Source organism: Kitasatospora sp. NPDC056138 (assembly GCF_042264695.1).
In the GTDB taxonomy this organism is placed as follows: Bacteria; Actinomycetota; Actinomycetes; order Streptomycetales; family Streptomycetaceae; genus Kitasatospora.
The window spans coordinates 1-25,169 of the sequence record NZ_JBHJVK010000062.1; the positions used below are offsets into that span (position 1 = coordinate 1).

Here is a 25,169-nt window from a genome sequence, read left to right on the forward strand (position 1 = left end):
CCCCCGCCCGGGTGCGGCGCGGGTTTCGCAACATCCGCGCGATGGCGGCCTGCCCGGCGGCCGCGCCGAAACCCTCCCGGCCGGGCCCGGGACGGTCTCCCGGCTCGAAGAATAAGCACCGGGCCAAGCGCCACGGCGTCGGCAAGACCGTCAAACGCGCCGAGTCAATCAAGGAACACCAAACCCGGTGACCATAAACGCCAAGCTCAGAGGGGGATTCCTCCGGCCGCACGTGGGGGACTGCAGCGAGTTCCGCCGGCGGCTGTTCGAACCGGAGCGCTGGCAGGGCGCGTTCGACGGCTCCGACGGGGGGCGCTGCGTCGGGACGTTCCGCAGCTTCGACACCGGCCTGACGATTCCCGGCGGCGCCGTGATCGAGGTCGACGCCATCACCGCGGTGACGGTCGGCGCCACCCACCGCCGGCGCGGCCTGCTGAGCGGCATGATGCGCCGGGACCTCGCCGCCGCCCGTGAACGCGGCTCGGTCGCCGCGATCCTGATCGCCAGCGAGTACAACATCTACGGCCGGTACGGCTTCGGCCCGGCGACCCGGGCACACGGCTGGCAGATCGACCTGGCGCGGGCCGGCGGGCTGCGTGCGGAACTGCCCGACTCGCCCGGCGGCCGGATCGACTTCGTGACCATGGAGGAGCTCCGCAGGATCGGCCCCGAGCTGCACGAGCGCTGGCGGCCGGCCCAGCCGGGCGCGATCGGGCGGACGCCCACCGGTTGGGGGCGCGCCACCGGTGAGATCCAGGTTCCGGGGGACGAGTGGAAGGAGCCGTTCGCCGCCGTGCACCGGGACGCCGAGGGCACCGTCACCGGCCTGGCCGTCTACACCGTGGACGGCGCCTGGGAGGGCAGCTACCCCAACTGCACCCTCACGGTCGGGGACTTCCTCGCCCTCGACCGGGGCACCGCCGTCGCCCTGTGGCGGTTCCTCCTGTCGGTGGACTGGGTGCGCAGGGTCACGGTGAAGAACCTCGCCCCGGACGACCCGCTGCCGCTGCTGCTCACCGACCCGCGCGCCGCCACCCGCACCCGGAGAACGCCGACTTCACCTGGCTCCGCCTCCTCGACGTGCCCGCCGCCTTCGCCGCCCGCAGCTACGCCGCGCCCGGCCGGGTGGTGCTCCAGGTCACTGACCCGGAGCGGTACGCCGAGGGGCGGTGGGCCCTGGAGGCCGGTGCCGACGGCGTCGGACGCTGCACGCCCACCGAGGACGAGCCGGACCTGGCCCTCGGCGCGGGCGCCCTCGCCTCGCTCTACCTCGGCGGCGAGACGGTGCCCCGGCTGGCCGCCGCCGCACTGGTCACCGAGCTGCGCCCGGGTGGGATCGCCGCTGCCGACCTGCTGCTGCGCACGCCGTTCGCGCCGTGGAACCCGGACCTCTTCTGACCGCTTCCCGATTCCGGCCGTCTGCCGACCGGCCGGCGTCCGATGACCGGTGGAGCCCCGTCCACCAGAACCCAAGCCGGGTGGACGGGGCCCCACCGGGCGGCGGGTCTTCCGTTACCTGGCGGTGCGCCCGATCGTCGGCAGGATGAAGTCCTGGATCAGCCCCTTGGCGTCCCGGACTATCGGGCGGAACACCCGGTAGCGCGAGAGGTTGATGATGCGTGCCGCCATCGGGGTCGAGCGGCGGACGAACTCGCGGGTGCGCTCGGTGTCCGGCGTCCGGTCGAACACCCAGTAGAGGACGACGACCATCAGGTGCAGCCAGAGCAGGTCGGGCAACAGCTCGGCGAGTTCGGAGTCCAGCTTCGGCGCGAGCTCCGAGCCGGCCAGTACCTCGCTGAACAGGGCCACCGCCGTCGTGCGGGCCGGGTGCGACTCGTTGGAGAACGGGCTCAGCGAACTGGTCGGGTCGGCCGCCGTGCGGAAGAACTGGGCCGCGAATTCGTGGTAGTCGGTCGCGCAGTCGAGCCACGAGGTGAGGGCGATCTCCAGCCGTTCGGCGAAATCGCTGGTGCCGGCCATGCGGACACGGGCGTCGGCGGCGTGCTCGTACGTCATCCGGTCGTAGAACCCCTGGATCAGGAATTCCTTCTTCTCGAAGTAGTAGTAGGCATTCCCGACCGAGACGCCCGCCTCGGCGGCGATGGCGCGCATGGTGGTCTTCTCGTAGCCGCGTTCCTGGAACAACCGCATCGCGGTCTCGAGAATCAGCGCACGGGTCTGCTCGCTCTTGTCGGTCTTGGGCTGGGCGCGCCCGCCGCGTACCTCGGGAGCGGGGCCGGAGACGGGCGGCCTGCCGTCCGGGGCGGCTGCGCCCGCAGGGCTGTCCGCGCTGGTCGGGCCACTGCCGCCGTTCGTCGTTGCCACGTCGTCCACGGTTCCTGAGCCTAGCGGGACACGGCGGCGGCGCGGTCGTCGCTATCGGGCTGCGTCGTACCGGATGTCCCCGGTGCATCCGGTGCGACGCAGCCCGATGATCCCCTTCCCCCCGTCCCCCTCGTTCCCCCCGGGGTCTCCGGTGTCCAGTCGGTGACCCCGGGTGGTTTCGAACGCGTTCAAAACCACCCGGGCATGACTCTAGGGGCAGTCCCTGAACGTGTTCAAGTCGGTGACGTGGGAGGCTCGTCACATGAACAGACAGACCGTCATCCGCGTCGGGGGCGCCGCCGACACCGAAGCCGTCGCCGCGCTGCACTCCGAGAGCTGGCGTACCGCGTACGCGGGAATCGTCCCGCCGGGGGCGCTGGGCGACGGGCTGGCCGAGGAACGCCGCGACATCTGGGCGATCCGGCTGACCGCCGACTACGGCACGCCCGGGAACACCCCGCTGCTCCTGGTCGCCGAGCTGGACGGGGAGACGGTCGGCTTCGCCTACCTGGTCCCGCAGCCCGACGGCCGGGTGCTGGTGGACAGCCTGCACGTCCGTCCCGGACTCACCGGCGGCGGTATCGGGCGCGCGTTGCTGGACGAGGCGTTGGTGCGCACCCCGCACGCCCCGCTCTATCTGGAGGTGCTGTCCGGCAACACCCGTGCGGTCGCCTTCTACGAGCGCGCGGGCGGCGTTCGGACCGACGAGCGCGAGGGTTGGTTCCCGGGCGGGCACCTGCTGCCCGAGTACGAGTACACCTGGGCGCCGGGCACCCGCGGCGCGTCGGCCTGAGCGGGCATCCGGCGGGTCGGCGGGCCGGGGTGCCCGACGGCCGGCCGTACTCGGGCGGTTGCCGTCGGGCCGGCGAGCAAGGGCCGCAGGCGGCGCCCCGGCGAAGGCCGGTGGCCCCTGCACACCCCCGGTCAGTCGTGGTCGTACACCGTCACCGGAACCCCGCGATCCGTCAGCCGGGCCCTGACCAGCGGCTCGATCAACTCCCAGCGGCCGCCCGCCAGGCCGCAGCCGATCCGGGGCATGTGCACGGACGCGCCGAGTCGCAGCGCGTGCTCGCCGAGCCGGGCCAGCGCCGAGTCGATCGCCTCGTACCGGACCGGGACGCCCGTCGACCGTCCGGTCCTGATGCCCCGCTGGCCGATCAGGTTGGCCACCCACACGTACCTCTCGACCTGCACCAACTGGGCTGCGCCGAGGCCGAAGTCGTTGCCCGGACGCTCACGGTGCCAGCGCCGGTACGCCGCCTCCGGCTCGGGCCAGCGGCGGGAGAGCGCCACCACGAAGCCCTTGCCCCAGCCGCCCAGGTCGTTGTAGACGTGCGCGATCACCTTGACGCCCTTACCCTGCGGGGCGGTCGCGTCCCCCCGGAGGTACCTGATCCCGCTGCTCGTCCCTTCCCCCATGGCCGCAACGCTAGCGATCGGCACCGACAGTCGCCGCTGGATTTCGTGCGGGGGCCTCGGTCGGTGCCGCCGGTGCTGACGTCGCTGGTGCTGCTGCCGTCGGTTCCACCGGTGCCGTCGTGGGTCGTTGCAGCCGGCGGTGGCCCACGGCAGTGAGCAGCAGGGCCAGCACCGCAGCGGACGCCGGGACGAGGTAGCCGGTGCCGGGGGCGGTGTGCTGGGCGATCGTGCCGCCGAGTGCGGAACCGGCGGAGATCCCGACCACGATGCCGGACACCGCGAGCGCCATCCCTTCGTTCAACTGTCCCTCCGGCACCGCCTCCTGGACCACCGTCATGCCCGCCACCATGGTGGGGGCGGTTCCCGAACCGGCCACGAACAGCGCGACCGCCAGTACGGCCGTCCCCGCCCCCGCGGACGCAACGGTCAGCGGCAGGAGCAGCAGTCCGGCCATCGCGGCCGTCCCCGCGAGCAGCCGGGTGGCCGCCGGGCGCCGGAACCGGACCAGGCCGAACGCCAGCCCGGACGCGCAGGAGCCGGCCGCGAGCAGCGCCAGCATGCCGCCCCCCGAGGCCCGCTGTCCGAGGGCGTCGGTGTACGCGATGGTGGTGACCTCCATCGACCCGAACACCAGGCCGGTCGCGAGGAAGACCGGTACCACCGCCCGCAGCCCGGCCGCCCGCCAGGCGCCGCCCCCGCCTCGAGCCACCGGCCGCACCGGCGGCTCGGTGCGGCGCTGCGCGGCGAACAGCAGCACGCCCGTGCCCGACAGCAGCCCGGCGACCAGCAGTCCGGCCTCCGGGAAGAGCGTGGTGCAGAGCAGCATCGACAGCACCGGCCCGGTCATGAAGCAGAGTTCGTCCAGGACCTGTTCGAAGGAGTTGGCGAGATGGCGGGCGGCCGGGTCGTCCCGGTGGAGGTGGGCCCAGCGGGCCCGCACCATGCCGCCCAGGTTCGGCTGCACCGAAGCGGCGGGCCAGCATACGAAGTACGTCCAGGTGGGCGCGCCGTAGTGCACGCAGAGCAGCAGGCCGGCGAACGGACCGGCGGCGACCAGTACGCTGCGCACCGCCACCTTCCGCTGCCCGTACCGGTCGACCAGCCGTCCCAGCAGCGGCATCCCGAGTGCGACGGCCGCCACACCGGCCGCCGATACCGCTCCCGCGAGCGCGTAGGAGTCCCGGCGGGTGGCGATCATCACCAGGGTCCCGACGCCCGTCATCGAGGACGAGAGCCGTCCGCACAGTCCGGCCAGGGTGAAGGCGACCGTCCCCGGCGGGGCGAAGATGCGGCGGTACGAGGCGAGCACGGGTCTCCCGGGGCGGTGGTGGGTGGTGGTCGGTCCGCCGGTAAGCCTTGCGCCGCCGGGTGCGGCCGGTCCAACACCTGTTCTGCCGGATTGACGCGTCCGCGTTGTCAATCGCCGTTGTCGATCGCCGCCGTCGAACTCCGCTGTCAATCGCCGCTGTCGGCCGCCCGAGGCGGGTGGCGGATCGCGGCGCAGGTGGGGCTGAGCTCTCCCGGGGCGGGGCGGGAACCGCGTTGCTAACCTGCCGACATGCCCGTCGACCTGCATCCGCGCCTGCTGCGCGGCTTCCTGGCCACCGCCGAGACGCTGCACTTCGGCCGCGCGGCCCAGCGGCTGCACATCGCGCAGCAGGCCCTCAGCCGGGACATCCGGGCGCTGGAACGGGCGCTCGGTGGCGCGCTGTTCAGCCGCACCACCCGGACCGTCCAACTCACCCCGGCCGGAGAGCAGTTGCTGCCGAAGGTGCGCCGACTGCTGGCACTGCACGACGAGATCGTGGCCGGCGCCGACGAGCGGGCCCTGCTGGTCGATCTCAACAGCGCGGTCACCGGCGAGGACCTGACCGCGGACCGGCTGCTCGCCGCCGCCCGCACGGCACTGCCCGCCTGTGAACTCCTCGCCCGCTACTGCGGAGGGCTCGCCGCCGCCGCGGGGGAGTTGCTGGCGCACCGGCTGGATGTCTCGTTCGGCCGCTACGCCGGTCTGGCGGTGCCGGTCCGCAGCCAACTCGCCCACACGCCGGTGCGGTTGGAGCGGATGGCGGTGCTGCTGCCGGTGGCGCACCCGCTCGCCGGGCAGGAGGGGATCCCGCTGGCCGCGCTGGCCGGCCACCCGGTCGACATCTGCGCGGGCAACCCGGCGACCACCGAGTGGACCGACCTCGGGCGCCGACTCGCCGCCGAGCACGGCCTGGTGGCCGCCCCGCCGTACACCCCGCCGGTCGGCGCGGACGAGATGGCCCATTATCTGACCCGGCACGGCGAGGCGGTGCTCACCACGGTCGGCGGGCCCGTGATTCCCGGCGCGGTCACCCGTCCGCTGGTCGAACCGGTTCCGCTGAGCCTGGTCGGCCTGGTCCACCGCCCGGAACTGCGCCACCCGGGACTGGGCGCACTGCGCACCGCGGCGGCGGAGTTCGGTGCGCGCGAGGGCTGGCTGCGGCGGCCGCCGGGCAGTTGGCTGCCGCGTGAGGACGCCGCGCTGCTGGCCGGCTGACGTCCGGACCGGGCCGGTCGGGCCAGGTGGTCGGTTCGGGTCGGCTGTGCTCGGAACGGGTTGTCCCGGGTCGGCGCGGGTCCGCTGCGGCCGGGACGGGTTGTCCTGGCTCGGCGGGGGTCGGCCGTGATCGGGGGCAGCGGTGCGGAAACGCGAGCGCCCCCGCCGTCAGGGGATCGGCGGGGGCAGCTCGCGATGCTCGATGTGTCCGGGGCGCACGGTGGTTCGGGTGGCCGGTTCAGGCCGCCTTGACCGCGGAGATGTCGAAGGACAGCTTCACCTTCTCGCCGATCAGCACGCCGCCGGTCTCCAGTGCCGCGTTGTAGGTGAGGCCCCACTGGGTGCGGTCGATGGTGGCCGAGCCCTCGAAGCCGACCCGCTCGGCGCCGTAGACGTCGGTCGCGTGGCCGGTGAATTCGAGGTCGAGGACGACCTGGCGGGTGGTGTCCTTGACGGTGAGGTCGCCGGTCATCCGGTAGGAGTCGCCGCGCAGCCGTTCGGCGGAGGTGCTCCGGAAGGTGATCTCCGGGTAGGTGTCGGCGGCGAAGAAGTCGCCGGTGCGCAGGTGCTCGTCGCGCTGGGCCTGGTTGGTGTCGATGCTGGCGACCTTGATCACCAGTTCGGCGGAGGAGTCGGCCGGGTTGCTGCCGTCCAGGTGCAGCTTGCCCTCGTACTCGGTGAACTCGCCGCGCACGTTGGTGACCATGGCGTGGCGGACGGCGAAGCCGACCTGGCTGTGTGCCGGGTCGATGCCGTAGTCGCCGGTCAGGTGGGACAGGTCCGAGCCTGCGGGTGCTGCGACGGTGGCGACCGCGGTGGCGGCGTTCTTGTTGCGGCTGAAGATGTTCATGGCTCCTCCTGGTGCTCCGAAGCCATTTGTTTAGGCTTCAACTTGTTGGCTCCAGCGTAGCCCGCTTTCGTTCAATGTTCAACCATGCGGTGGGGGATTCCCGGAGGAATCCCCCGAACGGCCCTGCCCGCCGGGGTGCACCAGGGGTGCACCCCGGTGTTCGGCGGCCGGTCAGCCCCGGGTGGCATCCACCAGTTCGAAGGCGGTGCGGCCGTCGATGCTCTCCCGGACGATGTCCGCGTGCCCCGCGTGCCGCGCCACCTCCTCGATCAGGTGGGTCAGGATCCAGCGCGCCGTGCGCCGGCTGTTCGGCGGGAACCACGGCGCGGGCGGCAGCGGCGCGTCCACCTCCAGGCTGGGCAGGCCCCGGACGATCTCCTCGGTCTCGGCGGCCACCGCCTCGTACTCCTTGAGCCAGCCCGCGAGCGTCTCGCCCTCCAGCAGCCGGTGCTCGTCGGCCCACTGCTCCGGCTGCAGCTTCCCGCGCTCGTCGTCCATCAGGACGCCGACGATCCAGAAGCGTTCGCACCGCGCCACGTGCTTGACCAGTCCGGCCACGGACAGCGCGCTGACGCTGGGCGTGGCCACCCCCTGCTCCTCGGTCAGGCCGAACGCCGCCCGGCGGACCGCGCCGCGCTGGGCTTCCAGGAAGGCCAGCAGACTGTCGCGCTCGCTGTTCTCCGCGCGCACCAGGATGGGCATGTCGACTCCCTCTCGTCGTGGGCTTTCCGCCTCGGTAGGACCGACGGTAGCGAGCAATCAGGACAGTTCCGGTCCGCTATGGGCCTCCGGATAGGGTCGATCGAGTCCGCGTTCGCACCCCGGGAGGCCAGGCCGATGTACGCCCTGCACGCGCTCTGGCAGGCAGACGGCCGACTGGCCCTGTGGGCCGAGGACGCGCGGGCGTTCGGCGTGCCGTCCCGCGAGGTTCACCCGGTCGGCGGTTCGTCCGCGCTGTCGGCCGGGCTGTTCGGTCGGCCGGGACGGGGAGCGGAGGTGAGCGCGGGGGCGGGCGCCCCGGAAGCCCCCGACGCGCGACCGGCGGGCCGTGCCCGGTCGAGCTCCGATCGTGCCGCAGGTCCCGCGCGCCCTGCCGACCCCGGGCGCCGGGCGCCCAAGGGGGTACGCGCGGCCGCGCACCCCTACGCGTGCCCCGCCGACGAGCTCGCGCGCCTGCTCGGTGCCATCGGCCCCGGGCTCGGATGGCTCGCCGAGCAGGCCCGCGAACGGTGGGCGACCCTGCTGCTGCCCGGATTCAGCGCCACGCCCACCCCCTCCCCGCAGCTGCCGGTCGGCGCCGTCGAGCACGGCGTCACGCTCTCCCCCTGGCGGGTCCCGGTGCTGCTCTTCGAGGCTCCCGAGGCGGCCCAGCTGCTCGGCGAGCTCTTCGACCCGTACTGCTCGGTGGCCGTCGCCGAGCTCCCCGGCACCGGCCCGGTCGAGGTCGCGTACGGGGCCTCACTGCGCTGGCTCACCGCGGTCCACGACCTCGCCTGGCGGCTGGTCGGCCGAGGACGCGTACTGCCCGTACTCCGGGAGACGGGCGGCGGGCTCCACGCGCACTGGCAGCCCGCCCTCGACGCGGCGGCTCGGCGTGAGGCCGAGGCGCTTGCCGCCGGATGCCCGCCGGTCTGCCGTGCCGAGCGCAGCCCCGGTGCCCGGGCCCGGACCGGCACCGAGCTGCTGGCCGAACTGCTGGACGTCCTGGTCGACCGGGAGACCCGGGTGGCCCTCGAAGGTGCACCGCCCCCGCTGCGCCGGGCTCCCGCCACCGTCGCGGAAGCCTGGCTGGCGGCGCTCCACGCCGCCGACGGGCTCCTCGCACCCGTGATGCCCCAGGCGCTGCCGGCCGCCGGATCGCAGGGGAGTCTCCCGGGCCCCGGTTCCGCCCGGCCTTCTGCCCCCGGCTCCGCCTCCGGTTCTTCCTCCGGCCGGAGCGGCGCGGGCGCGGACCCGGGGCCGGACACGGGCGCGGGCACGGGTGCAGGCGTGGGTGCTGATTCGGCGAAGCGAGCCGCCGCAGACCTCACGGCCCGGCTGGCCGCCTGGTACGCGGGGGCGCCCGCTCCCGATCAGGCGCTGCGCCTCTGCTTCCGGCTCTCCGAGCCACTCGGCCACGACGCCGGTCTGCCGGACGCGCCGGACGCGGCAGCCCTGGCAGCTGTCGCCGGCCGGCCCGCCGGTGACGACGACTGGCGTATCGACTTCCTGCTCCAGTCCGTCGACCAGCCGTCCCTCCTCGTCACCGCCGAGGACCTCTGGTCCGGTGGACCGGCATGGGCCGCGCTCTCCCGGCAGAGCGACGACCCGGTCGGCAGTTACGCCGCAGAACTCGACCGGGCTGTGCTCCGCCGCCCGGAACTCCGCCGGGCACTCCGTACCTCGCGTCCCACCGGACTCACGCTCGACCGGGTTGAAGCCCTCGACTTCCTCCGCGAGGCCGCGCCCGTACTGGCCGACGCCGGCTTCGGCGTGCTGCTCCCCGCCTGGTGGCAGCGCCGCCCGCGCCTCGGCCTGGTTCTCAAGGCGGCTCGCACACCGGTCGCCGGCGCGCTGGAGCGGGCCGGCCGGATCGACCGTGATGCGGTCATGGACTTCCGCTGGTCCGCGGCGATCGGCGAACTCGACCTCACCGAAAAGGAGTTGGCCGAGCTCGGGGCGGCCCAGCAGGGCCTGGTCCGGTTGCGCGGTCGCTGGATCGAGGTGGATGCGAAGCAGATCGAGGCCGCGCTCGCCTTCCTGGCCCACCGGGGCGCCGGCGTGATGTCCACAACGGAGGTGCTGCGGCTGGCACTCGACCCGACCGTGCGGGTCGCCGGGCTGCCGGTCGCCCGGGTCGAGGCGGTCGGCCCGCTGGGTGACCTGCTCGCAGGAGGTGCGGGCAGTGCAGGCGACCCGGCCGGTGAGGCCGAGGCGCCTGGGCCCGGACGCGGCGCGGAACGCGCGTCGCCGCCCGCGCTCCCGGAAGGCTTCGGGGCGACGCTGCGCCCGTACCAGGAGCGGGGTCTGGCCTGGCTGCACAGCCTCGCCCGCCTCGGCCTCGGGGCCGTCCTGGCCGACGACATGGGGCTCGGCAAGACCGTGCAGACGCTCGCCCTGCTCGCCGTGGAGAAGGCCGAGCGGTCCGAGTGCTCCGGGCGGTCCGACCGGTCCGACCGGGCTGGGCAGGGTGACCGGGCCTGGCGGGCCGGGCCGGCTGAGCGGGCCCCGGGGCCCGCCACGGCGAACCTCCTGGTCTGCCCGATGTCCCTGGTCGGCAACTGGCAGCGGGAGGCGGAGCGGTTCGCCCCGATGCTGCGCGTCCACGTCCACCACGGCACCGGCCGGGCGGAGGGTTCGGTCACCCGGGCGGTCGCGGACGGTGCCGACCTGGTCATCACCACCTACGGGCTGGCCCAGCGGGACGCCGACGAGCTGGGCCGGATCGCCTGGCGCCGGGTCGTCGTGGACGAGGCGCAGTTCATCAAGAACGCGGCCACCGCCCAGTCGCGGGCGGTCCGTTCGCTGAAGGCCGAGCACCGGATCGCCCTCACCGGGACGCCCGTGGAGAACCGGCTCGCCGAGCTGCATGCTGTGCTCGACTTCGCGAACCCGGGGTTGTTCGGGTCGGCGGAGTCCTTCAAGGAGCGCTACGCCGTTCCCGTCGAGCTCAATGCGAACTCGGCCATGACCGACCAACTCCGCAGGCTGGCCGGACCTTTCATGCTCCGCCGGTCCAAGTCGGACCCGGCGGTCGCGGCCGAGCTCCCCGCCAAGCAGGAGATCACCGTCTGGTGCAACCTCACCGCCGAGCAGGCCGGCCTGTACCGGGCGGTGGTGGCCGACCTGTTGCAGCGCCTCGGCGGCGTGCGCGGGGTCGAACGCCAGGGGGCCGTGCTCTCGGCGATCGGCAGGCTCAAGCAGGTGTGCAACCATCCGGCCCAACTGCTGCACGACCGTTCGGTGTTGGGCGACCGTTCGGGCAAGGTGGCGCGCCTGGAGGGGATCCTGGCGGAGGCCCTCGCGGAGGGTGGCCGGGTGCTGGTCTTCACCCAGTACGCGGAGTTCGGCCGGATGCTCCAGCCCCACCTGGCCGCCCGCCTCGGCGAGGAGGTGCTCTATCTGCACGGGGGCGTGCCGAAGCGGCGGCGCGAGGAGATGGTCGCCCGCTTCCAGTCGCCGGACGGCCCCAGGGTGTTCCTGCTGTCGCTCAAGGCCGGTGGCACCGGGCTCAACCTGACCAACGCCAACCACGTCGTCCACCTGGACCGTTGGTGGAACCCGGCGGTGGAGGACCAGGCGACCGACCGCGCCTTCCGGATCGGCCAGCGCAGGGACGTCCAGGTGCGGCGCCTGGTCTGCGTCGGCACCGTGGAGGAGCGGATCGCCGAACTGATCGAGTCCAAGCGTGCGCTGGCCGAAGCCGTGGTCGGCGAGGGAGAGCAGTGGCTCGGCGAGCTCTCCGCGACCACGCTGCGCGAGCTGATCTCCCTCTCCGCCGATGCGGTCGGCGAGGCCGATGCGGTCGTTGCGTCCGAACCGGTCGGTGCGTCCGATCCGGTCGGCGAGACCACTGGAGGAGTGATCTGACGATGACCGACACGCAGCCGCTGTCCGAGCTCCTGGACACCTTCTGGGAGGGTGACTTCACCCTTCACGCCACCCCGGCGGCACCCGCCTCCCCCGCGCCGGATCCCGGCCCGGCTCCCGGCCCGACCCCGGGCTCGTCCCCCGACCCCGGCCCCGCCCCGGCCATTGCCGCCCTCGGCCCCTCGGGCATCCGGATCGCCGGACGCGACCTCGCGACCCTGCTGGCGCCCACCTACCGGCAGCTGACCGAGCCCGCCGACTGACGGCCTCGCGCGGCGGGCCGGCCGTCCCGCGCCGCCAGGACCGACAGCATGCCCGCGCCGATCCCGGCGCCAGGGGCGGGCCCCTGGCGCCGGCAGCAGGGACAGGCCCGCCCGTCGGCGGCTGCGGCTACGGCTGGACCGGCTTGCGCACCAGGACGTACGCCTGCCCGAACCGTTCGGTCTCGGCGGGCTCGCGCAACAGCCGGGCAACCTCGACCAGTCCGGCGTCGAGCAGCAGCCCGACGATCCGGTCGGGCGACCAGCGGTAGGCGAGCGAGACCTTGTGGTCGAACGCCTGGACGGGAATCAGCGGTTCGTCGCTGACCTGGAACGCGAGCAGCAGGTGGCCGCCCGGAGCCAGCACCCGGTGGAACTCCGCGAACACCGCCGGCAGGTGCTCCGGCGGCGTGTGGATGATGGAGTACCGGGCGAGAACGCCGCCGAGAGCCTCGTCCGCCAGGTCCAGGGCGTTCATCGAACCCTCGTCGAACCGCAGCCCCGGGTGCGCCTGGCGGGCCAGTGCGACCATCGCCGACGACAGGTCGATGCCGAAGGCGTCCAGCCCGAGTGAGCACAGGTGCGCCGTTGCGCGGCCGGGCCCGCAGCCGAGATCGGCCACCGGCCCGCCGCCGGCGGCCAGCACGAGTTCGGCGAACGAGGTGAGCATCGCGCGATCCAGCGGCTGGCGCTCGAGTTCGGAGCCGAAGCGCTCGGCGTAGACGACGGCGACGCTGTCGTAGGCCGTCTGAGTGGAGTGCAGGTAGGAAGGTTCGGTCATGGTCGAGCACGGTAGTCCGTGCCCGCCTCCGCTGACCCCGCCGTGCCCGCTGTCCCCACTCCCGCTGTGCCCGCCTCTCGTCGTGCCCGCTGTGCCCGCCTCTCGTCGTGCCCGCCTCTCGTCGTGCCCGCGGTGCCCGCCTCTCGTCGTGCCCGCCTCTCGTCGTGCCCGCGGTGCCCGCCTCTCGTCGTGCCCGCCTCTCGTCGTGCCTGCCTCTTTCCGTGCTGGCTGTGCGGCGCGTTCGCGCATGCCGGGCAGAGCGGTTCACCGCTCGTCGGCGGCCTCCAGGATCGCGCGCAGACGCGACAGGCATTCACTGACGAAGGCTGGATACGTGCCCCAGTAGTACGACACCCCGCTGACCCCGACGGCGATGGCCCACGCCCGGGCACGCAGCCACGTCACGTCGTCGAGGCCGGCGGCGTCCCGGTACGCCCGTCGAGCTTCGGGCGGGAGGTCCCACAGGGGCGAGTGTTCGGCGTCGGGAAAGCCGACCGAGAGGCCTCCGAAGTCGATGACCGCGTGCAGCCTGCCCCGCCGGACCAGCAGGTTGCTGGGTTTGAGATCCCCGTGGAGCCAGACCTGGCGGCCGGACGGCTCGGGCAGGGCGAGCGCACCCTGCCACAGCTCGCGCAGGTGCGCGACGTCGAGATCGAGGCCCTGGATCGCCCGGCAGGCGTCGAAGCACCCGCTGACCCACCGGCCACAGGCGCGCAGGCCACCTCCGCGGTACCAGCTGAGCTCGCCCTGACGAGCGGCTCCCATGAGGGGGACGGAGTGCAGGCTCTGCACGATCGCCGCCAGGTCGGCCCCGAAGGCGGGCCAGTCGGTGACCGATCCCGGGCCGGCCTCATCGCCGTTGATCCAGCGGTACACCGACCAGGCGAGCGGGAAGGCGGAACTCGGGGTGCCGGCGTGCACCGGCTCCGGGATGCGACAGGGAAGATGCGGCGCCAGCAGGGGCAACCACGTCTGCTCCTTCCGTACGGCCTCCGCGTTGTCCGGGGTGCGCGGCAGCCGCACGAGCAACTGGTCGCCGAGCCGGTACATCGTGTTGTCGGTGCCGGCGCCAGCCGGTGAGACGGGGAGGCCGGCCCATTCCGGTCGCTGCTCCCGCAGCAGCGACCGGACGACCGACTCGTCCACGCGGATCTCGTTCTCGTGAAGTGCCACGGTGCGAGCCTTCTGCCCGGGCTTCGCCGCCGCCAGTGAATTTCCCGGTGCGCCGGCCGTGCGGAACGCGACCCGCCGAGGGTCTGCCCGGCCGGGTGAGGCCGAGTGGGTCCGTCCCGGCTCGGCTGGGACCGGACACCGCGCCCGTGACCAGCCCAGACGCCCGGCGGCACGGTGGTTGCTCGTGTTAGCGCCGTGCTTGCATTTGCAAGCACGGCGGGGCAGACTTCCGGTATGGCCTCACTGAACGTCGGCTCACTCGGCGAGTACATCCGGGAACAGCGGCGGAATGCGCAGTTCTCACTGCGGCAGTTGGCGGAGGCCGCCGGCGTGTCCAACCCGTACCTCAGCCAGATCGAGCGCGGGCTGCGCAAGCCGAGCGCGGAGATCCTGCAGCAGATCGCCAAAGCCCTGCGGATCTCGGCGGAGACGCTGTACGTCCAGGCCGGGATCCTGGAGGAGCGGCAGGGTGAGGGGCTCGAACTGCGGGCCGCGATCCTGGCCGATCCGCTGATCAACGAGCGGCAGAAGCAGGCGCTGCTCGCGGTCTACGACGCCTTCCTGAAGGAGAACAAGGAAGGGCCGTCGACGGACGGCGGGCCGGCGGCCGGGCCGGCCGCACGGATGGCGGACGCCGACCGGCGCTGAACGCCGACAAGGACTGAACACGGGTGGCCGCCCGGTCGGGCGGCCACCGGCAGAGACCCACGACAGACCGGCAGCCGGCTGTCGACGCAAAGGGAGGACCGGTCATGCCGATCACCGACGAGATCAAGAAAACCCTCAGCGACCCGACCCCGCTGTACGCCCTGGCGGGCGCCGGTGACCTCGCGTACGAGAAGCTGCGCGAGGTGCCGGGCAAGGTCGAGGCTCTGGCGGCCGACCGCAAGGGCACCCAGGAGAAGGCCGCGGTCCGGCTGCAGGAGGCGCAGACCCGGCTGGTCGAGGCGCAGGCGAAGGTGACCGAGACGGTCACCACGCTGCCGACCGACCTCAAGACGCTCCAGGAGAAGGCCCAGGTCTTCGCCCTGCAGCAGGTCGGCCGGGCCGCGGAGCTCGCGGTCAAGGCGAAGGAGGTCTACGACGAGCTGGCCGTACGCGGCAAGGCGGTCGTGGACAAGGGTCAGACCGGGGTCGGGGGCTGGTCGGCAGTGACCGAGCCGGCCGTGGTCGCGGTCGACGCGGACGAGCCCGTCGAGGCGGAGATCGTGGAGGAGTCGCCGGAGGCGCAGGACGCTCCGGAGGGCGCCAGGAAGACCCCGCGGGCGCGGAAGTCCGCCGAGAAGCCCGCTCCGGACGCGACGGACGACTGACCGACGGACGACGGACGACCGAGGCCGGGCACATCGGGCCGGACCGGTTCGTTCTCGGGTGGGCAGAGGGTCGGACGTGTCACGATGGAAGTGGCCTGGCCCGACCCGGTAGCGCCGAGGCCGGTGTCGCCGAAGCCGCAGTGAGGAGACCGCAGTGGGACAGATCCTGCTCTTCGACTATCTGAATCCGTTCTGGTGGCTGACCACCGCGATGGTGTGCTTCAAGCTCTTCGCCTTCGTGGACGCTGCGACGCGCCGCGAGGACGCCTACCGTGCGGCGGACAAGAAGACGAAGCAGTTCTGGCTGATTATCCTCGGCCTCGCCCTGGTGCTCGACCTGTTGCTCGGATCGAGCGTGTTCGCCCTGCTGTCGCTGGCCGGCCTGGTGGGTGCGATCGTCTACATGGTCGACGTCCGGCCCGCCATCAAGCAGTTGACCGACGGCCGGGGCAAGGGCGACCGGCGGAACGTGGGACCGTACGGCCCCTGGTGACGTGACGGATCCGCGGCGGCGCCGTGGACGGCAGTGGGGCGGTACCCGACCGGGTGCCGCCCCACTGCCGTCCCCAGGCGGGCCCTGCCGTCCCCAGGCGGGCCCTGCCGTCCCCAGGTGGGCCGGGCCGCCCAGGTCAGCCCATGATGAGCGGCACGGGGTTGCGCTCCAGCAACAGGACGGCCACGTCGTCGGTGAGCGCGCCGCCGTTGAGTTCCTCGACCTCGGCGATGGCGCTGTCGACCAGCCGGCCCCGGGTGAGACCGGTGGACTGGTGGTCGCCGATCAGCTCGACCAGGCCGTCCTGGCCCAGTCGGCGGGAGCCCGCGCCGACCCGGCCCTCGACCAGTCCGTCGGTGTAGAGCATCAGTCGCCAGCCGGGCTGGAGTTCGAGCTCCTGGGCTGGCCAGACCGCCTGGCCGTCGTCGCACGGGACCAGCCCGAGCGCGGGGCCGGCCTGCTCGGACGGGAGCAGCACGGGAGGCCCGTCCGGCCGGAGCAGCAGCGGCGCCGGGTGCCCGGCCAGGTAGAGCCGGGCGTGCTCCGCCGGTGCGGAGCCGCCGGGCGGGGCCGCTCCGGGGGAGAGCACCAGCATGCAGAGCGTCGCGAAGATCTCGTCGCTGCGGCGCTCGTGCTCCAGGACGTGCTGGAGGGTGCTGAGCAGTGTCTCGCCGGTGAGCCCGGCGAAGACCAGGGTGCGCCACGCTATCCGCAGGGCGACGCCGAGGGCGGCCTCGTCGGGTCCGTGGCCGCAGACGTCGCCGATCACCACGTGGACGGTGCCGTCGGAGGTGCGCACGGCGTCGTAGAAGTCGCCGCCGAGGAGTGCGCGGCGGCGGCCGGGGCGGTAGCGGCGGGTGAAGGCGAGCCCGGCGCCGTCGAGCAGCGGGGTGGGGAGCAGGTGGCGCTGCAGGCGGGCGTTCTCCTGGCCGCGCAGCTCGGCCTCGACCAGGCGGCGCTGCGACTCGTCGGCCCGCTTGCGCTCGACCGCGTAGCGCAGGGCGCGGGCCAGCAGCGGACCGTCCGTCTGGTGCTTGACGAGGAAGTCCTGGGCGCCTGCGGCGACGGCGGCGGCCCCGAGCTCCGCGCTGTCGGCATCGGTCAGGACCACGACGGCGGTGTGCGGGGCCCGGCGCAGGAGCTCGCGCAGCCCGTCGAGCCCGTCGGGGCCGTCCGGAGCGTCGGTTCCGCCGGCGCCGTTCACCCGGCTCGGAGCGTCCGGCAGCGCGGCCGGCCCACCAGGGGGCGTCGGGTCGCCGGGGGCCGCCGACCCGGTAGGAGCGGGCAGGTCGCCGGGGGCGGCCAGGTCGAGCAGGACGCAGCTGAAGTCGGACCCGCGCGGGCGCCCCCGCCGGGCGCCGGGCAATGTGGGGGAGAGCAGGGTGGCGGCCTGGTCGATCCCCTGGGCCCAGTGGATCTCGATCGGGGTGCCGCTGTCGGCGACCAACTGCTCGATCAGGACCGCGTCGGAGACGTCGCTCTCGATGACGAGCAGCCGGAACGGCGCACCGCGGGAGGGTGTCACGGGGCCGCTGTGGGTGCTCCGGGGGTGCGGTATGGGGTTGACCGCGACATCGGGCCGCCCGTCGTGCCGGTCGGCGGGCGAGCCGCCGCAGCCGTCGGCCCGGGTGTCGGTGCGTCCGCCGGCGAGGCCGTCCGAGTGGACCGAGGCGCGGCCGCCCGTCCGCTTGGCCGACCGGCCCGTGGTGGCCTCACCGCTGCCGTCGAGGTGGTCGGTGCCGCTGCCGACGGTGCGGGCCGCGGTGCTGACGGCATGTTCGGTCAAGACTTGGCCGGTGCTGCCCGGCCGGTACGAGGCACGTGGTGCCCGCCCGTCTCCCGTTGCGGGCATTGGTCGATCCTCCCTTTCCCCGACTGGGCAACGGCTGGGGACCGTGCTCAGTGCCCGCATGGCGCTGTGTGTCGGGAAGCTTCTCGCGACCATAACGTGATCTCCGGCGATTTCTCTGACCGACCGGCGTCGATGTGGCTATTGCCACGCTCCCAGCGGCCAGGGTGGTTAGTGTGGGCGCCTTGTGGACGCGGTGTGACGGGAGGTCGGGTTCGGTGACGCAGATCACGTTGGTCGAGGGTGACATCACGGAGCAGCAGGTGGACGTCATCGTGAACGCTGCCAACTCCTCTCTCCTCGGTGGCGGCGGGGTGGACGGCGCGATCCACCGCAAGGGCGGACCGGAGATCCTCGCGGACTGCCGCAGGCTGCGGGCCTCGCACTACGGCAAGGGGCTGCCGACCGGCCGGGCCGTCGCCACGACGGCCGGCCACCTGCCCGCCCGGTGGGTCGTGCACACGGTGGGGCCCGTCCACCTGCCGGACGAGTACGAGCAGCGGGCTGGTCTGCTGGCCTCCTGTTATCGCGAATCGCTGCGGGTCGCGGTCGAGTTGGGTGCGCGCACGGTGGCGTTCCCGGCGATCTCGACCGGGGTGTACGGCTGGCCGTTGGAGGACGCGGCGCGGATCGCCCTCACGGCTGTGGCGGAAGCGGTGGCGGAGTCGGCCGGGCCGCAGGGGCAGGCGGAGGCTGCGGGGGTGACCGAGATCCGGTTCGTGCTGTTCGGTGCGGAGGCGTACGGAGTCTTCGAACGGGTGCAGCGCGAGCTGGGGCAGAGGAACTGACGGTGCCTCAATCGGCATATCGGCCGATGACCGCCGGTTCGTGCAACCGCCCCTATGGTGACGCCGCGGGGCGTCAACATGCCAGAGGTATTCGATAACTCGTTCGAGTGAAAATCCGTGTGCCGACCCTGGCCGGACCGGCTCCGGCTAGGGCGCCAGTGCGGTCCACGGCAGCGTGACCTCGCCCTGCCGCCAGCGCCCGCGCGCGTCCACCAGCGGCCAGCTCCCCGCCAGCGCGGTGCACGCGGCCACCCAGCGCTGCCTCGCCCCGAACGCCCCGTACGGCGCCGCCGCCGCCCAGGCCCGGTCGAAGTCGGTCAGGAAGGCGTGCACCGGACGGCCGGGGACGTTGTGGTGGATCAGCGCCTTCGGCAGCCGTTCGGCCAGGTCGGACGGCTGGCCGAGACCGCCGAGCCGGGCCGCGAAGGTCACGGTGCGGGGGCCCTCGGGGCCGAGCGCCACCCAGACGTGCCGCCGGCCGATCTCGTCGCAGGTCCCCTCCACCAGCAGGCCGCCGGGGGCCAGTCGTCCGCAGAGCCGTTCCCAGACCGCCGCGACCGCCGACTCCTCGTACTGCCGCAGTACGTTCGCCGCCCGGATCAGCAGCGGGGCGGCCCCGTCCAGCGGGACCTCGAACCCGCCACGGCGGAACGTCAGCAGCGGGGGCTCGGCGTACGGGAGGGCGGCCGTGACCCGCTCGGGCTCGATCTCGATGCCCACCACCCGGAGGTCCGACCGCGCGGACCGCAGGCGGGTGGAGAGCTCGACGGCGGTCCAGGGCGCCGCGCCGTAGCCGAGGTCCACGGCGATCGGCGGCCGGTCGGCGGAGCGCAGGGCGGGCCCGAGCGTGTGGGCGATCCAGCGGTCCATCCGGCGCAGGCGGTTGGTGTTGGTGGTGCCCCGGGTGACCGTCCCGACCGGGCGGGCGGAGCGCCCGCGGGTGGGAGGGGGTTCGAACGAGGCGGCCATGCCAGGCAGCCTACGCGGACGGGACCGTCGCATCTCATCCTGCGAGACGGGAATACCGGCCGGCGACCCGACGGTTGTCACACTGGACGAATGCCCGCCCGAGCCACCGCCGTCCGGCGGCGTCCCGGTGGGGGCAGGAGGACAGCGGTCCGGTGCGGCAGGCGCACCGGGGCGTCAGGCCCGCAGGTCCCAGCACGGCCCTAGGCAGCTAGGCAGTCGGGGAGCAAGAGGAGGCTTCAGCCCGGTGACCCAGCACCCCGTACGGACGTCACGCCGTGCCCAGCTCGCGCTCACGCCCACCCGCGGCCGTCTGCAGGCGCTGGTCGGCGGGCGCTCGCGCAGGCCCCGGCGGATAGCCATGCTGAGTGTCCACACCTCGCCGCTGCACCAGCCGGGCACCGGCGACGCGGGCGGGATGAACGTCTACATCGTCGAGCTGGCCAAGCGGCTGGCCGACCTGGACATCGAAGTCGAGATCTTCACCAGGGCGATCCGCTCCGAGGACGCCCCCACGGTCCAGCTCGCGCCCGGGGTGCTGGTCCGCCACGTCACCGCCGGGCCGTACGAGGGGCTGGTCAAGGAGGACCTGCCGGCCCAGCTCTGCGCCTTCACCCACGGCGTGCTGCGCACCGAGGCCGGGCACCGGCCGGGCCACTACGACCTGGTCCACTCGCACTACTGGCTCTCCGGCCAGGTCGGCTGGCTGGCCGCCGAACGCTGGGGCGTGCCGCTGGTGCACACCATGCACACCATGGCCAAGGTCAAGAACGCCGCCCTCGCCGAGGGCGACACGCCGGAGCCGGCGGCGCGGGTGATCGGCGAGACCCAGGTGGTCGAGGCCGCGGACCGCCTGATCGCCAACACGGCCGAGGAGGCCGACGAGCTCTCCCACCACTACGCCGCCCGCAAGGACCAGCTCGCCGTCGTCCACCCCGGCGTCAACCTGGACATCTTCCGGCCCGGCGACCGCGCCGCCGCCCGCACCCGGCTCGGCCTCCCGCAGGACGCCACCGTCCTGCTCTTCGCCGGGCGGATCCAGCCGCTGAAGGCACCCGACGTGCTGCTCAAGGCCGTTGCGGTGCTGCTCGAACGGGAGCCGGGTCTGCGCGAGCGGCTGGTCGTCCCGGTCGTCGGCGGCCCCTCCGGCACGGGGCTGGCCAAGCCGGAGAGCCTGCACAAGCTCTCCGCCCAGCTCGGCATCTCGGACGTGGTCTGCTTCCACCCGCCGGTCGGCCAGTCCGAGCTGGCCGAGTGGTACCAGGCCGCGTCGGCGCTGGTGATGCCCTCCTACAGCGAGTCCTTCGGGCTGGTCGCCCTGGAGGCTCAGGCCTGCGGCACTCCCGTCGTCGCGGCGGCCGTCGGCGGCCTGCCGGTCGCCGTCCAGGACGGCCGCACCGGGACGCTGGTGCACGGCCACGACCCGCACGCCTGGGCCGACGCGCTGCTCCAGTACGCCACCCGCCCCGAGCTGGTCGACCGGCAGGGCGCGGCCGCGGCCCGGCACGCGGCGGGCTTCGGCTGGAGCACGGCCGCCGCCGCCACGGCGGACGTCTACGCGGGCGCACTCGCCCGCCCGGCAGGCCGCCTCGGCCGCTCCCGCATCCGACTGGGCTGACCCACCCGCCTGCTGTCGGGCCGCACGACCGGTCGGGCAGTTTCTCGGGGGTGCGGGCGGCCGCGCCGCCGGACGGTGCGACCGACCGGCTGCGATCCCGGGCCTCCAGGTCTCCCGGGGTCTTCCGGGGTTGCGTGGGGCCGCGTGACGTCACGTGCGGCTTCGCGCTGGGCTGACCGGGCGGTTCCTCGCCCCCCGAGCGGTTGCCTGTCCGCCTGTCCGCCTGCCTGCCTGCCGTGGCGGGAAGGCCGTTCCCGGGGCGCCCCGGCTGCACCGGCGGCCTACCGCCGAGTAGCGTCTTCCCCATGTCAATCCGCACGAAGGACGACGCCCTCGGGCTGCTCCGCGCCGCGCTGGACGAGACCGGGGTGGCCTGGGAGCCGGCCGTGACCGATCCGTACACCCTGGTCGCCTCGCTTCCGGGCACCCGGAAGCTGGCCACCACCTGCGCGCTGCGGGTCGGTGACCACACCCTCTCGGTGAACGCGTTCGTGATCCGCCGCCCCGACGAGAACCACGAGGCGGTCTACCGCTGGCTGCTGGAACGCAACACCCGCCTGTACGGGGTCGCGTACGCCGTCGACCGGCTCGGCGACGTCTATCTCGCGGGCCGGCTCCCGCTGGAGGCGCTCACCCCGGACACGGTCGACCGCCTGCTCGGCACCGTGCTGGAGAACGCCGACGAACCCTTCAACACCCTGCTCGAACTCGGCTTCGCGTCCGCGATCCGCCGCGAGTGGGAGTGGCGCACCAAGCGCGGGGAGTCGACCCGCAATCTCGAAGCCTTCGCCAACCTCGCCGGACCGGCCGCCCCCGGATCGGCCGCCTCCGAGCCGTCCTCCTCCGAGCCGGGGCAGCAGGAGGACGGCCGACCGGCGGCCGGATAGGCCGGGTCGCACTGCCGCCCGCACCGGGGGCGTCCCGGGCGCCGCGCCGTCCCGGGCGCCGCGCCGTCCCGGGCGCCGCCGCGCGGTGCAGGGCGCGGGCCGTGCGGCCGGCCGGTGCTCAGGACGGGGAGAGCGCCTCTCGTTCCGCCGTGGCCCCGGGCGCGCCAGGGGTGTCCGAGGCGGCAACGGGTGCCGCGTCCGACTGCTCCGTACGGCGCCGTCCGAGCAGCAGGAACCCGGCGCCCGCGGCCGTCCCGCAGACCGCGCAGGCCCCCCAGACCGCACCGCCGCCCGCATGCTGGAGGAGGTAGCCGCCGGCCGCTGGCCCGAGGAAGGACGCCAGCGACCAGGAGAGGGAGTACATGCCCTGGTAGCGGCCGCGGGCCGAGGCCGGTGAGAGCTCGGTGACCAGACTCATCATGGTAGGCGCGCTGATGATCTCGCCGATCGTCCAGACGGCCACGGTGACGGCGTAGAAGGCCGCCGAGGACCCGGCGAAGTAGGTCAGCCCGAAGCCCCAGCCGGTCAGCAGGGCGCCTGCGAGCAGCAGTGCGGTCCGGTTGTGGCCGCTGATCAGACGGGTCAGCGGCAGCTGGAGCAGCACGATCAGCAGCCCGTTCAGGCCGATGACGAAGCCGTACTGGGTGGTGGAGATGCCCGCCTCGCCCATGCCCACCGCGAGTGTGGTGCTGCCCTGCTGGGCGACCAGCGCGAGCAGCAGGTTGATGCCGACCACGGCCATGAACCGGCCGTCCCGGAAGACCGTCCCCAGGCCGATCCGTGCGGTGTCCGGTGTCTCGGCTGCCGTTCCCGCTGTGGTGTCACCCGCTGTGGTGTCACCTGCCGTGGTGGCCTCCGGCCGGGTCTCCGGAATCCTGACGAAGACCACCACGGCGCAGAGCAGCGTGCTGACCGCGTCCAGCAGGAAGAGGGTCAGGTAGCCGTGGGTCGCGATCAGCCCGGCGGCCGCCGCCGAGACGCCGAAGCCGATGTTGATCGCCCAGTAGTTGAGCGAGAAGGCGCGGACCCGGTCCTTCGCCGGGACGACGTCGGCGATGATCGCCGAGACCGCCGGGCGGGAGGCGTTGTTCGCCAGGCCGACCAGGAAGGCGACCACCGCGATGGCCACCTGGCCGTCGGTGAAGCCGAGCACCGCGGTGAAGACCGCGGTGGAGACCTGCGCGGCCAGCAGGGTCGGCCGCCGCCCGATCCGGTCGGTGAGCACGCCCGCGCCGACCGCCGCAATGGCCGAGCCGAGCCCGAACAGCGCCGCCACCAGGCCCGCGTACGAGGCCGAGTAGCCGCGCTCCGCGGTCAGGTAGAGGGCCAGGAACGTGACCACGAAGCCGCCGAGCCGGTTCACCAGGGTCGAGGTCCAGAGCCACCAGAACTGTCGCGGTAGCCCGCCGACGGTCTCCGAGAAGGCGGTGCGTATACGGGCGGATCCGGGCAAGGGGGGCTCCGAGGGCAGCAGGAGCCCGCCGGGCGGACTGGGAACTCCCGACGGGCACGTAAGTGGTCAAAAGCTTGATCAGATGTTACCGAGGGACCTTCGGCCCGGCCACCGGTTATTCGGCTCCATTAAGCTGTGGGCCATGGCTGACACGACGTACCGACTCATCCTGCTCCGTCACGGCGAGAGCCAGTGGAACCAGAAGAACCTCTTCACCGGCTGGGTCGACGTCGACCTCAACGAGAAGGGGGAGAAGGAGGCCGCGCGCGGTGGCGAACTGCTCGCCGCCGAGGGCTTCTTCCCCGATGTGGTGCACACCTCCCTGCTGCGCCGCGCGATCCGCACCTCGCAGATCGCCCTGGACAAGGCCGACCGCCACTGGATCCCGGTCAGCCGCAGCTGGCGCCTGAACGAGCGTCACTACGGTGCGCTCCAGGGCAAGGACAAGGCCCAGACCCTGGCCGAGTTCGGCGAGGAGCAGTTCCAGCTCTGGCGCCGCTCGTACGACACCCCGCCGCCGGTGCTCGCCGACGACGCCGAGTACTCGCAGGCCGGTGACGCCCGCTACGCCGACATCCCGAGCGAGCTGCGCCCGCGCACCGAGTGCCTGAAGGACGTCGTCGACCGCATGCTGCCGTACTGGTACGACGCGATCGTCCCGGACCTGGCCGCCGGCCGGACCGTGCTGGTCACCGCCCACGGCAACAGCCTGCGCGCGCTGGTCAAGCACCTCGACGGCATCTCCGACGAGGACATCGCCGGTCTGAACATCCCCACCGGCATCCCGCTGGTGTACGAGCTGGACGCCGACTTCAAGCCGGTCGTCAAGGGTGGCCGCTACCTGGACGCCGAGGCCGCCGCGGCTGCCATCGAGGCCGTGAAGAACCAGGGCAAGAAGTAGCAGCAGCCGTCTTGCCCGCTCCGCACCGAGCCCTCCGCCCGCGGTTCCCCGCGCGGCAGGGGGCTCGGTTGCGTGCGGGCCGATCCAGGGGGGCGGGGTTGCCGGGGCGGGCGCCGCTCACGGCCCGGCGGTACGGGCTGCGCCAAGACGGCCCGAACGTCCGCGAGTTGCCGATCGCCGCGACAACTCCCCTGGCGTCCAAGGTGGTTCAGACCATTGACGGTCGCAGGCGGCGCTTCTAGCGTAAGTGCCGGAACCGGCGCGGGCACGCCGTGATCCACCCCCGGATCCTGCCCCCACGCAGGCGGCCCGTGCCTTTCGTGCACTCCCTTTCGTGTACTCCGTCCACCCCCACACCCTGCTTCGGCATGCCCGGAAGCGGGGCCAGGAAGGAGCACCATGCGTAAACGCCATGCCCTGGTCGCGGCAGCCGTGGCGGCGGCCGTCCCGGTCGCTCTCGCGGTACCGGCCCGGTCACACGGCTACATCTCGACCCCGCCGAGCCGGGCCGCTCTGTGTGCGGCCGGGACCGTGACCGACTGCGGTGAGATCCAGTGGGAGCCGCAGAGCGTCGAGGGCCCCAAGGGCTTCCCGGCGAAGGGGCCCGCCGACGGCACCCTCTGCGCGGGCGGGAACACCAGATTCGCCGAACTCGACGACCCGCGCGGCGGTGCCTGGCCCACCACCAGGGTGACGGCCGGGCAGCGGCTCACCTTCACCTGGACGTTCACCGCCCGGCACGCGACCACCTCGTTCCGGTACTTCCTCACCAAGCCCGGCTACGACGCCTCCCAGCCGCTGACCCGCAGCAGCCTGGACACCACGCCCTTCCTCACCGTCCCCTACGGCGGCGCCCAGCCGCCGAGCACGCTCAGCCACACCGCGACCCTCCCGACCGGGCGGACCGGTCACCAGGTGGTGCTCGCGGTCTGGGACATCGCCGACACCGGCAACGCCTTCTACTCCTGCACCGACGTCGCCTTCTGAAGCCCGCCCCCCG

Annotated in this window: 23 protein-coding genes and 2 pseudogenes; 15 read left to right on the top strand and 10 right to left on the bottom strand. The window is 73.5% G+C overall.

The genetic code is table 11. From position 1 onward, the window contains the following. From ACFC1R_RS29530 to ACFC1R_RS29540, 3 genes and pseudogenes are all read left to right on the top strand, one after another. Positions 1–191, top strand: a pseudogene (locus tag ACFC1R_RS29530) (transposase); the annotation flags it as partial. A 41-nt stretch (positions 192–232) separates the two neighbouring features. Next, positions 233–985 (top strand): annotated as a pseudogene (locus ACFC1R_RS29535) (GNAT family N-acetyltransferase); the annotation flags it as partial. 143 nt (positions 986–1,128) lie between these two features. After that, on the top strand, positions 1,129–1,398 hold the full coding sequence (locus tag ACFC1R_RS29540; RefSeq protein ID WP_375943810.1) for a sterol carrier protein domain-containing protein: 270 nt from the start codon (positions 1,129–1,131) through the stop codon (positions 1,396–1,398). Positions 1,399–1,512: 114 nt separating this feature from the next. On the opposite strand, the gene ACFC1R_RS29545 is transcribed toward ACFC1R_RS29540, so the two are convergent. Next, complete coding sequence (locus tag ACFC1R_RS29545; protein ID WP_375943811.1) at positions 1,513–2,325, bottom strand: TetR family transcriptional regulator; 813 nt, start codon at positions 2,323–2,325, stop codon at positions 1,513–1,515. 262 nt (positions 2,326–2,587) lie between these two features. On the opposite strand from ACFC1R_RS29545, the gene ACFC1R_RS29550 reads away from it, so the two are divergent. Then, complete coding sequence (locus tag ACFC1R_RS29550; protein WP_375943740.1) at positions 2,588–3,118, top strand: GNAT family N-acetyltransferase; 531 nt, start codon at positions 2,588–2,590, stop codon at positions 3,116–3,118. A 131-nt stretch (positions 3,119–3,249) separates the two neighbouring features. Here ACFC1R_RS29550 and ACFC1R_RS29555 read toward each other — a convergent pair whose 3' ends face one another. Further along, entirely contained in the window at positions 3,250–3,744 is a 495-nt protein-coding gene (locus tag ACFC1R_RS29555) for a macro domain-containing protein (RefSeq protein ID WP_375943742.1), read from the bottom strand. Between the two features lie 10 nt (positions 3,745–3,754). Next, positions 3,755–5,053, bottom strand: coding sequence for an MFS transporter (locus ACFC1R_RS29560; RefSeq protein ID WP_375943744.1), 1,299 nt, complete (start codon positions 5,051–5,053; stop codon positions 3,755–3,757). A 249-nt stretch (positions 5,054–5,302) separates the two neighbouring features. On the opposite strand from ACFC1R_RS29560, the gene ACFC1R_RS29565 reads away from it, so the two are divergent. Next, complete coding sequence (locus tag ACFC1R_RS29565) at positions 5,303–6,268, top strand: LysR family transcriptional regulator (protein WP_375943746.1); 966 nt, start codon at positions 5,303–5,305, stop codon at positions 6,266–6,268. 238 nt (positions 6,269–6,506) lie between these two features. Here ACFC1R_RS29565 and ACFC1R_RS29570 read toward each other — a convergent pair whose 3' ends face one another. After that, complete coding sequence (locus ACFC1R_RS29570) at positions 6,507–7,118, bottom strand: YceI family protein (RefSeq protein WP_375943748.1); 612 nt, start codon at positions 7,116–7,118, stop codon at positions 6,507–6,509. Between the two features lie 171 nt (positions 7,119–7,289). Then, positions 7,290–7,820, bottom strand: a complete 531-nt coding sequence (locus ACFC1R_RS29575) for a DinB family protein (RefSeq protein WP_375943750.1) — start codon at positions 7,818–7,820, stop codon at positions 7,290–7,292. 135 nt (positions 7,821–7,955) lie between these two features. Between ACFC1R_RS29575 and ACFC1R_RS29580 the strand changes: the two genes are divergently transcribed. After that, positions 7,956–11,687 carry an SNF2-related protein gene (locus ACFC1R_RS29580; protein WP_375943752.1) on the top strand — a complete coding sequence of 1,244 codons (3,732 nt, stop codon included), beginning with the start codon at positions 7,956–7,958 and terminating at the stop codon, positions 11,685–11,687. Between the two features lie 2 nt (positions 11,688–11,689). Then, complete coding sequence (locus ACFC1R_RS29585; protein WP_375943754.1) at positions 11,690–11,950, top strand: hypothetical protein; 261 nt, start codon at positions 11,690–11,692, stop codon at positions 11,948–11,950. Between the two features lie 127 nt (positions 11,951–12,077). Here ACFC1R_RS29585 and ACFC1R_RS29590 read toward each other — a convergent pair whose 3' ends face one another. Beyond that, the gene (locus ACFC1R_RS29590) at positions 12,078–12,728 is read right to left on the bottom strand and encodes a class I SAM-dependent methyltransferase (RefSeq protein ID WP_375943756.1); all 651 of its coding nucleotides are present in this window, start codon (positions 12,726–12,728) and stop codon (positions 12,078–12,080) included. A 264-nt stretch (positions 12,729–12,992) separates the two neighbouring features. Further along, a complete protein-coding gene (locus ACFC1R_RS29595; protein WP_375943758.1) occupies positions 12,993–13,901 on the bottom strand; it encodes an aminoglycoside phosphotransferase family protein in 909 nt (302 codons plus the stop codon). 234 nt (positions 13,902–14,135) lie between these two features. Here ACFC1R_RS29595 and ACFC1R_RS29600 point away from each other — a divergent pair, with 234 nt between their 5' ends. The 3 genes from ACFC1R_RS29600 to ACFC1R_RS29610 all read left to right on the top strand — a co-directional run bounded on the left by ACFC1R_RS29600 (position 14,136) and on the right by ACFC1R_RS29610 (position 15,707). Beyond that, entirely contained in the window at positions 14,136–14,549 is a 414-nt protein-coding gene (locus ACFC1R_RS29600; protein WP_375943760.1) for a helix-turn-helix domain-containing protein, read from the top strand. A 104-nt stretch (positions 14,550–14,653) separates the two neighbouring features. Continuing rightward, positions 14,654–15,214 carry a hypothetical protein gene (locus tag ACFC1R_RS29605; RefSeq protein WP_375943762.1) on the top strand — a complete coding sequence of 187 codons (561 nt, stop codon included), beginning with the start codon at positions 14,654–14,656 and terminating at the stop codon, positions 15,212–15,214. A 163-nt stretch (positions 15,215–15,377) separates the two neighbouring features. Next, positions 15,378–15,707: a DUF2516 family protein gene (locus tag ACFC1R_RS29610; protein WP_082119946.1), complete on the top strand. Its 330-nt coding sequence runs from the start codon at positions 15,378–15,380 to the stop codon at positions 15,705–15,707. Between the two features lie 136 nt (positions 15,708–15,843). On the opposite strand, the gene ACFC1R_RS29615 is transcribed toward ACFC1R_RS29610, so the two are convergent. Then, a complete protein-coding gene (locus ACFC1R_RS29615; RefSeq protein ID WP_375943764.1) occupies positions 15,844–17,493 on the bottom strand; it encodes a PP2C family protein-serine/threonine phosphatase in 1,650 nt (549 codons plus the stop codon). A gap of 281 nt (positions 17,494–17,774) precedes the next feature. Here ACFC1R_RS29615 and ACFC1R_RS29620 point away from each other — a divergent pair, with 281 nt between their 5' ends. Beyond that, complete coding sequence (locus tag ACFC1R_RS29620) at positions 17,775–18,344, top strand: O-acetyl-ADP-ribose deacetylase (RefSeq protein WP_375943766.1); 570 nt, start codon at positions 17,775–17,777, stop codon at positions 18,342–18,344. Between the two features lie 147 nt (positions 18,345–18,491). On the opposite strand, the gene ACFC1R_RS29625 is transcribed toward ACFC1R_RS29620, so the two are convergent. After that, positions 18,492–19,313 (bottom strand): class I SAM-dependent methyltransferase, encoded by an 822-nt coding sequence (locus tag ACFC1R_RS29625; protein ID WP_375943768.1) that lies wholly within the window; start codon positions 19,311–19,313, stop codon positions 18,492–18,494. A gap of 244 nt (positions 19,314–19,557) precedes the next feature. On the opposite strand from ACFC1R_RS29625, the gene mshA reads away from it, so the two are divergent. Both mshA and ACFC1R_RS29635 read left to right on the top strand, forming a co-directional pair. Continuing rightward, the gene (gene mshA, locus ACFC1R_RS29630; RefSeq protein ID WP_375943769.1) at positions 19,558–20,928 is read left to right on the top strand and encodes a D-inositol-3-phosphate glycosyltransferase; all 1,371 of its coding nucleotides are present in this window, start codon (positions 19,558–19,560) and stop codon (positions 20,926–20,928) included. Positions 20,929–21,233: 305 nt separating this feature from the next. Further along, positions 21,234–21,815: a YbjN domain-containing protein gene (locus tag ACFC1R_RS29635; RefSeq protein WP_375943771.1), complete on the top strand. Its 582-nt coding sequence runs from the start codon at positions 21,234–21,236 to the stop codon at positions 21,813–21,815. A 118-nt stretch (positions 21,816–21,933) separates the two neighbouring features. Here ACFC1R_RS29635 and ACFC1R_RS29640 read toward each other — a convergent pair whose 3' ends face one another. Next, positions 21,934–23,268, bottom strand: coding sequence for an MDR family MFS transporter (locus ACFC1R_RS29640; RefSeq protein ID WP_375943773.1), 1,335 nt, complete (start codon positions 23,266–23,268; stop codon positions 21,934–21,936). A gap of 142 nt (positions 23,269–23,410) precedes the next feature. On the opposite strand from ACFC1R_RS29640, the gene ACFC1R_RS29645 reads away from it, so the two are divergent. Together ACFC1R_RS29645 and ACFC1R_RS29650 are read left to right on the top strand one after the other, a co-directional pair. Further along, the gene (locus ACFC1R_RS29645) at positions 23,411–24,169 is read left to right on the top strand and encodes a phosphoglyceromutase (protein WP_375943775.1); all 759 of its coding nucleotides are present in this window, start codon (positions 23,411–23,413) and stop codon (positions 24,167–24,169) included. A gap of 399 nt (positions 24,170–24,568) precedes the next feature. Then, positions 24,569–25,156, top strand: coding sequence for a lytic polysaccharide monooxygenase (locus tag ACFC1R_RS29650; RefSeq protein ID WP_375943777.1), 588 nt, complete (start codon positions 24,569–24,571; stop codon positions 25,154–25,156). Positions 25,157–25,169: the final 13 nt, after the last annotated feature.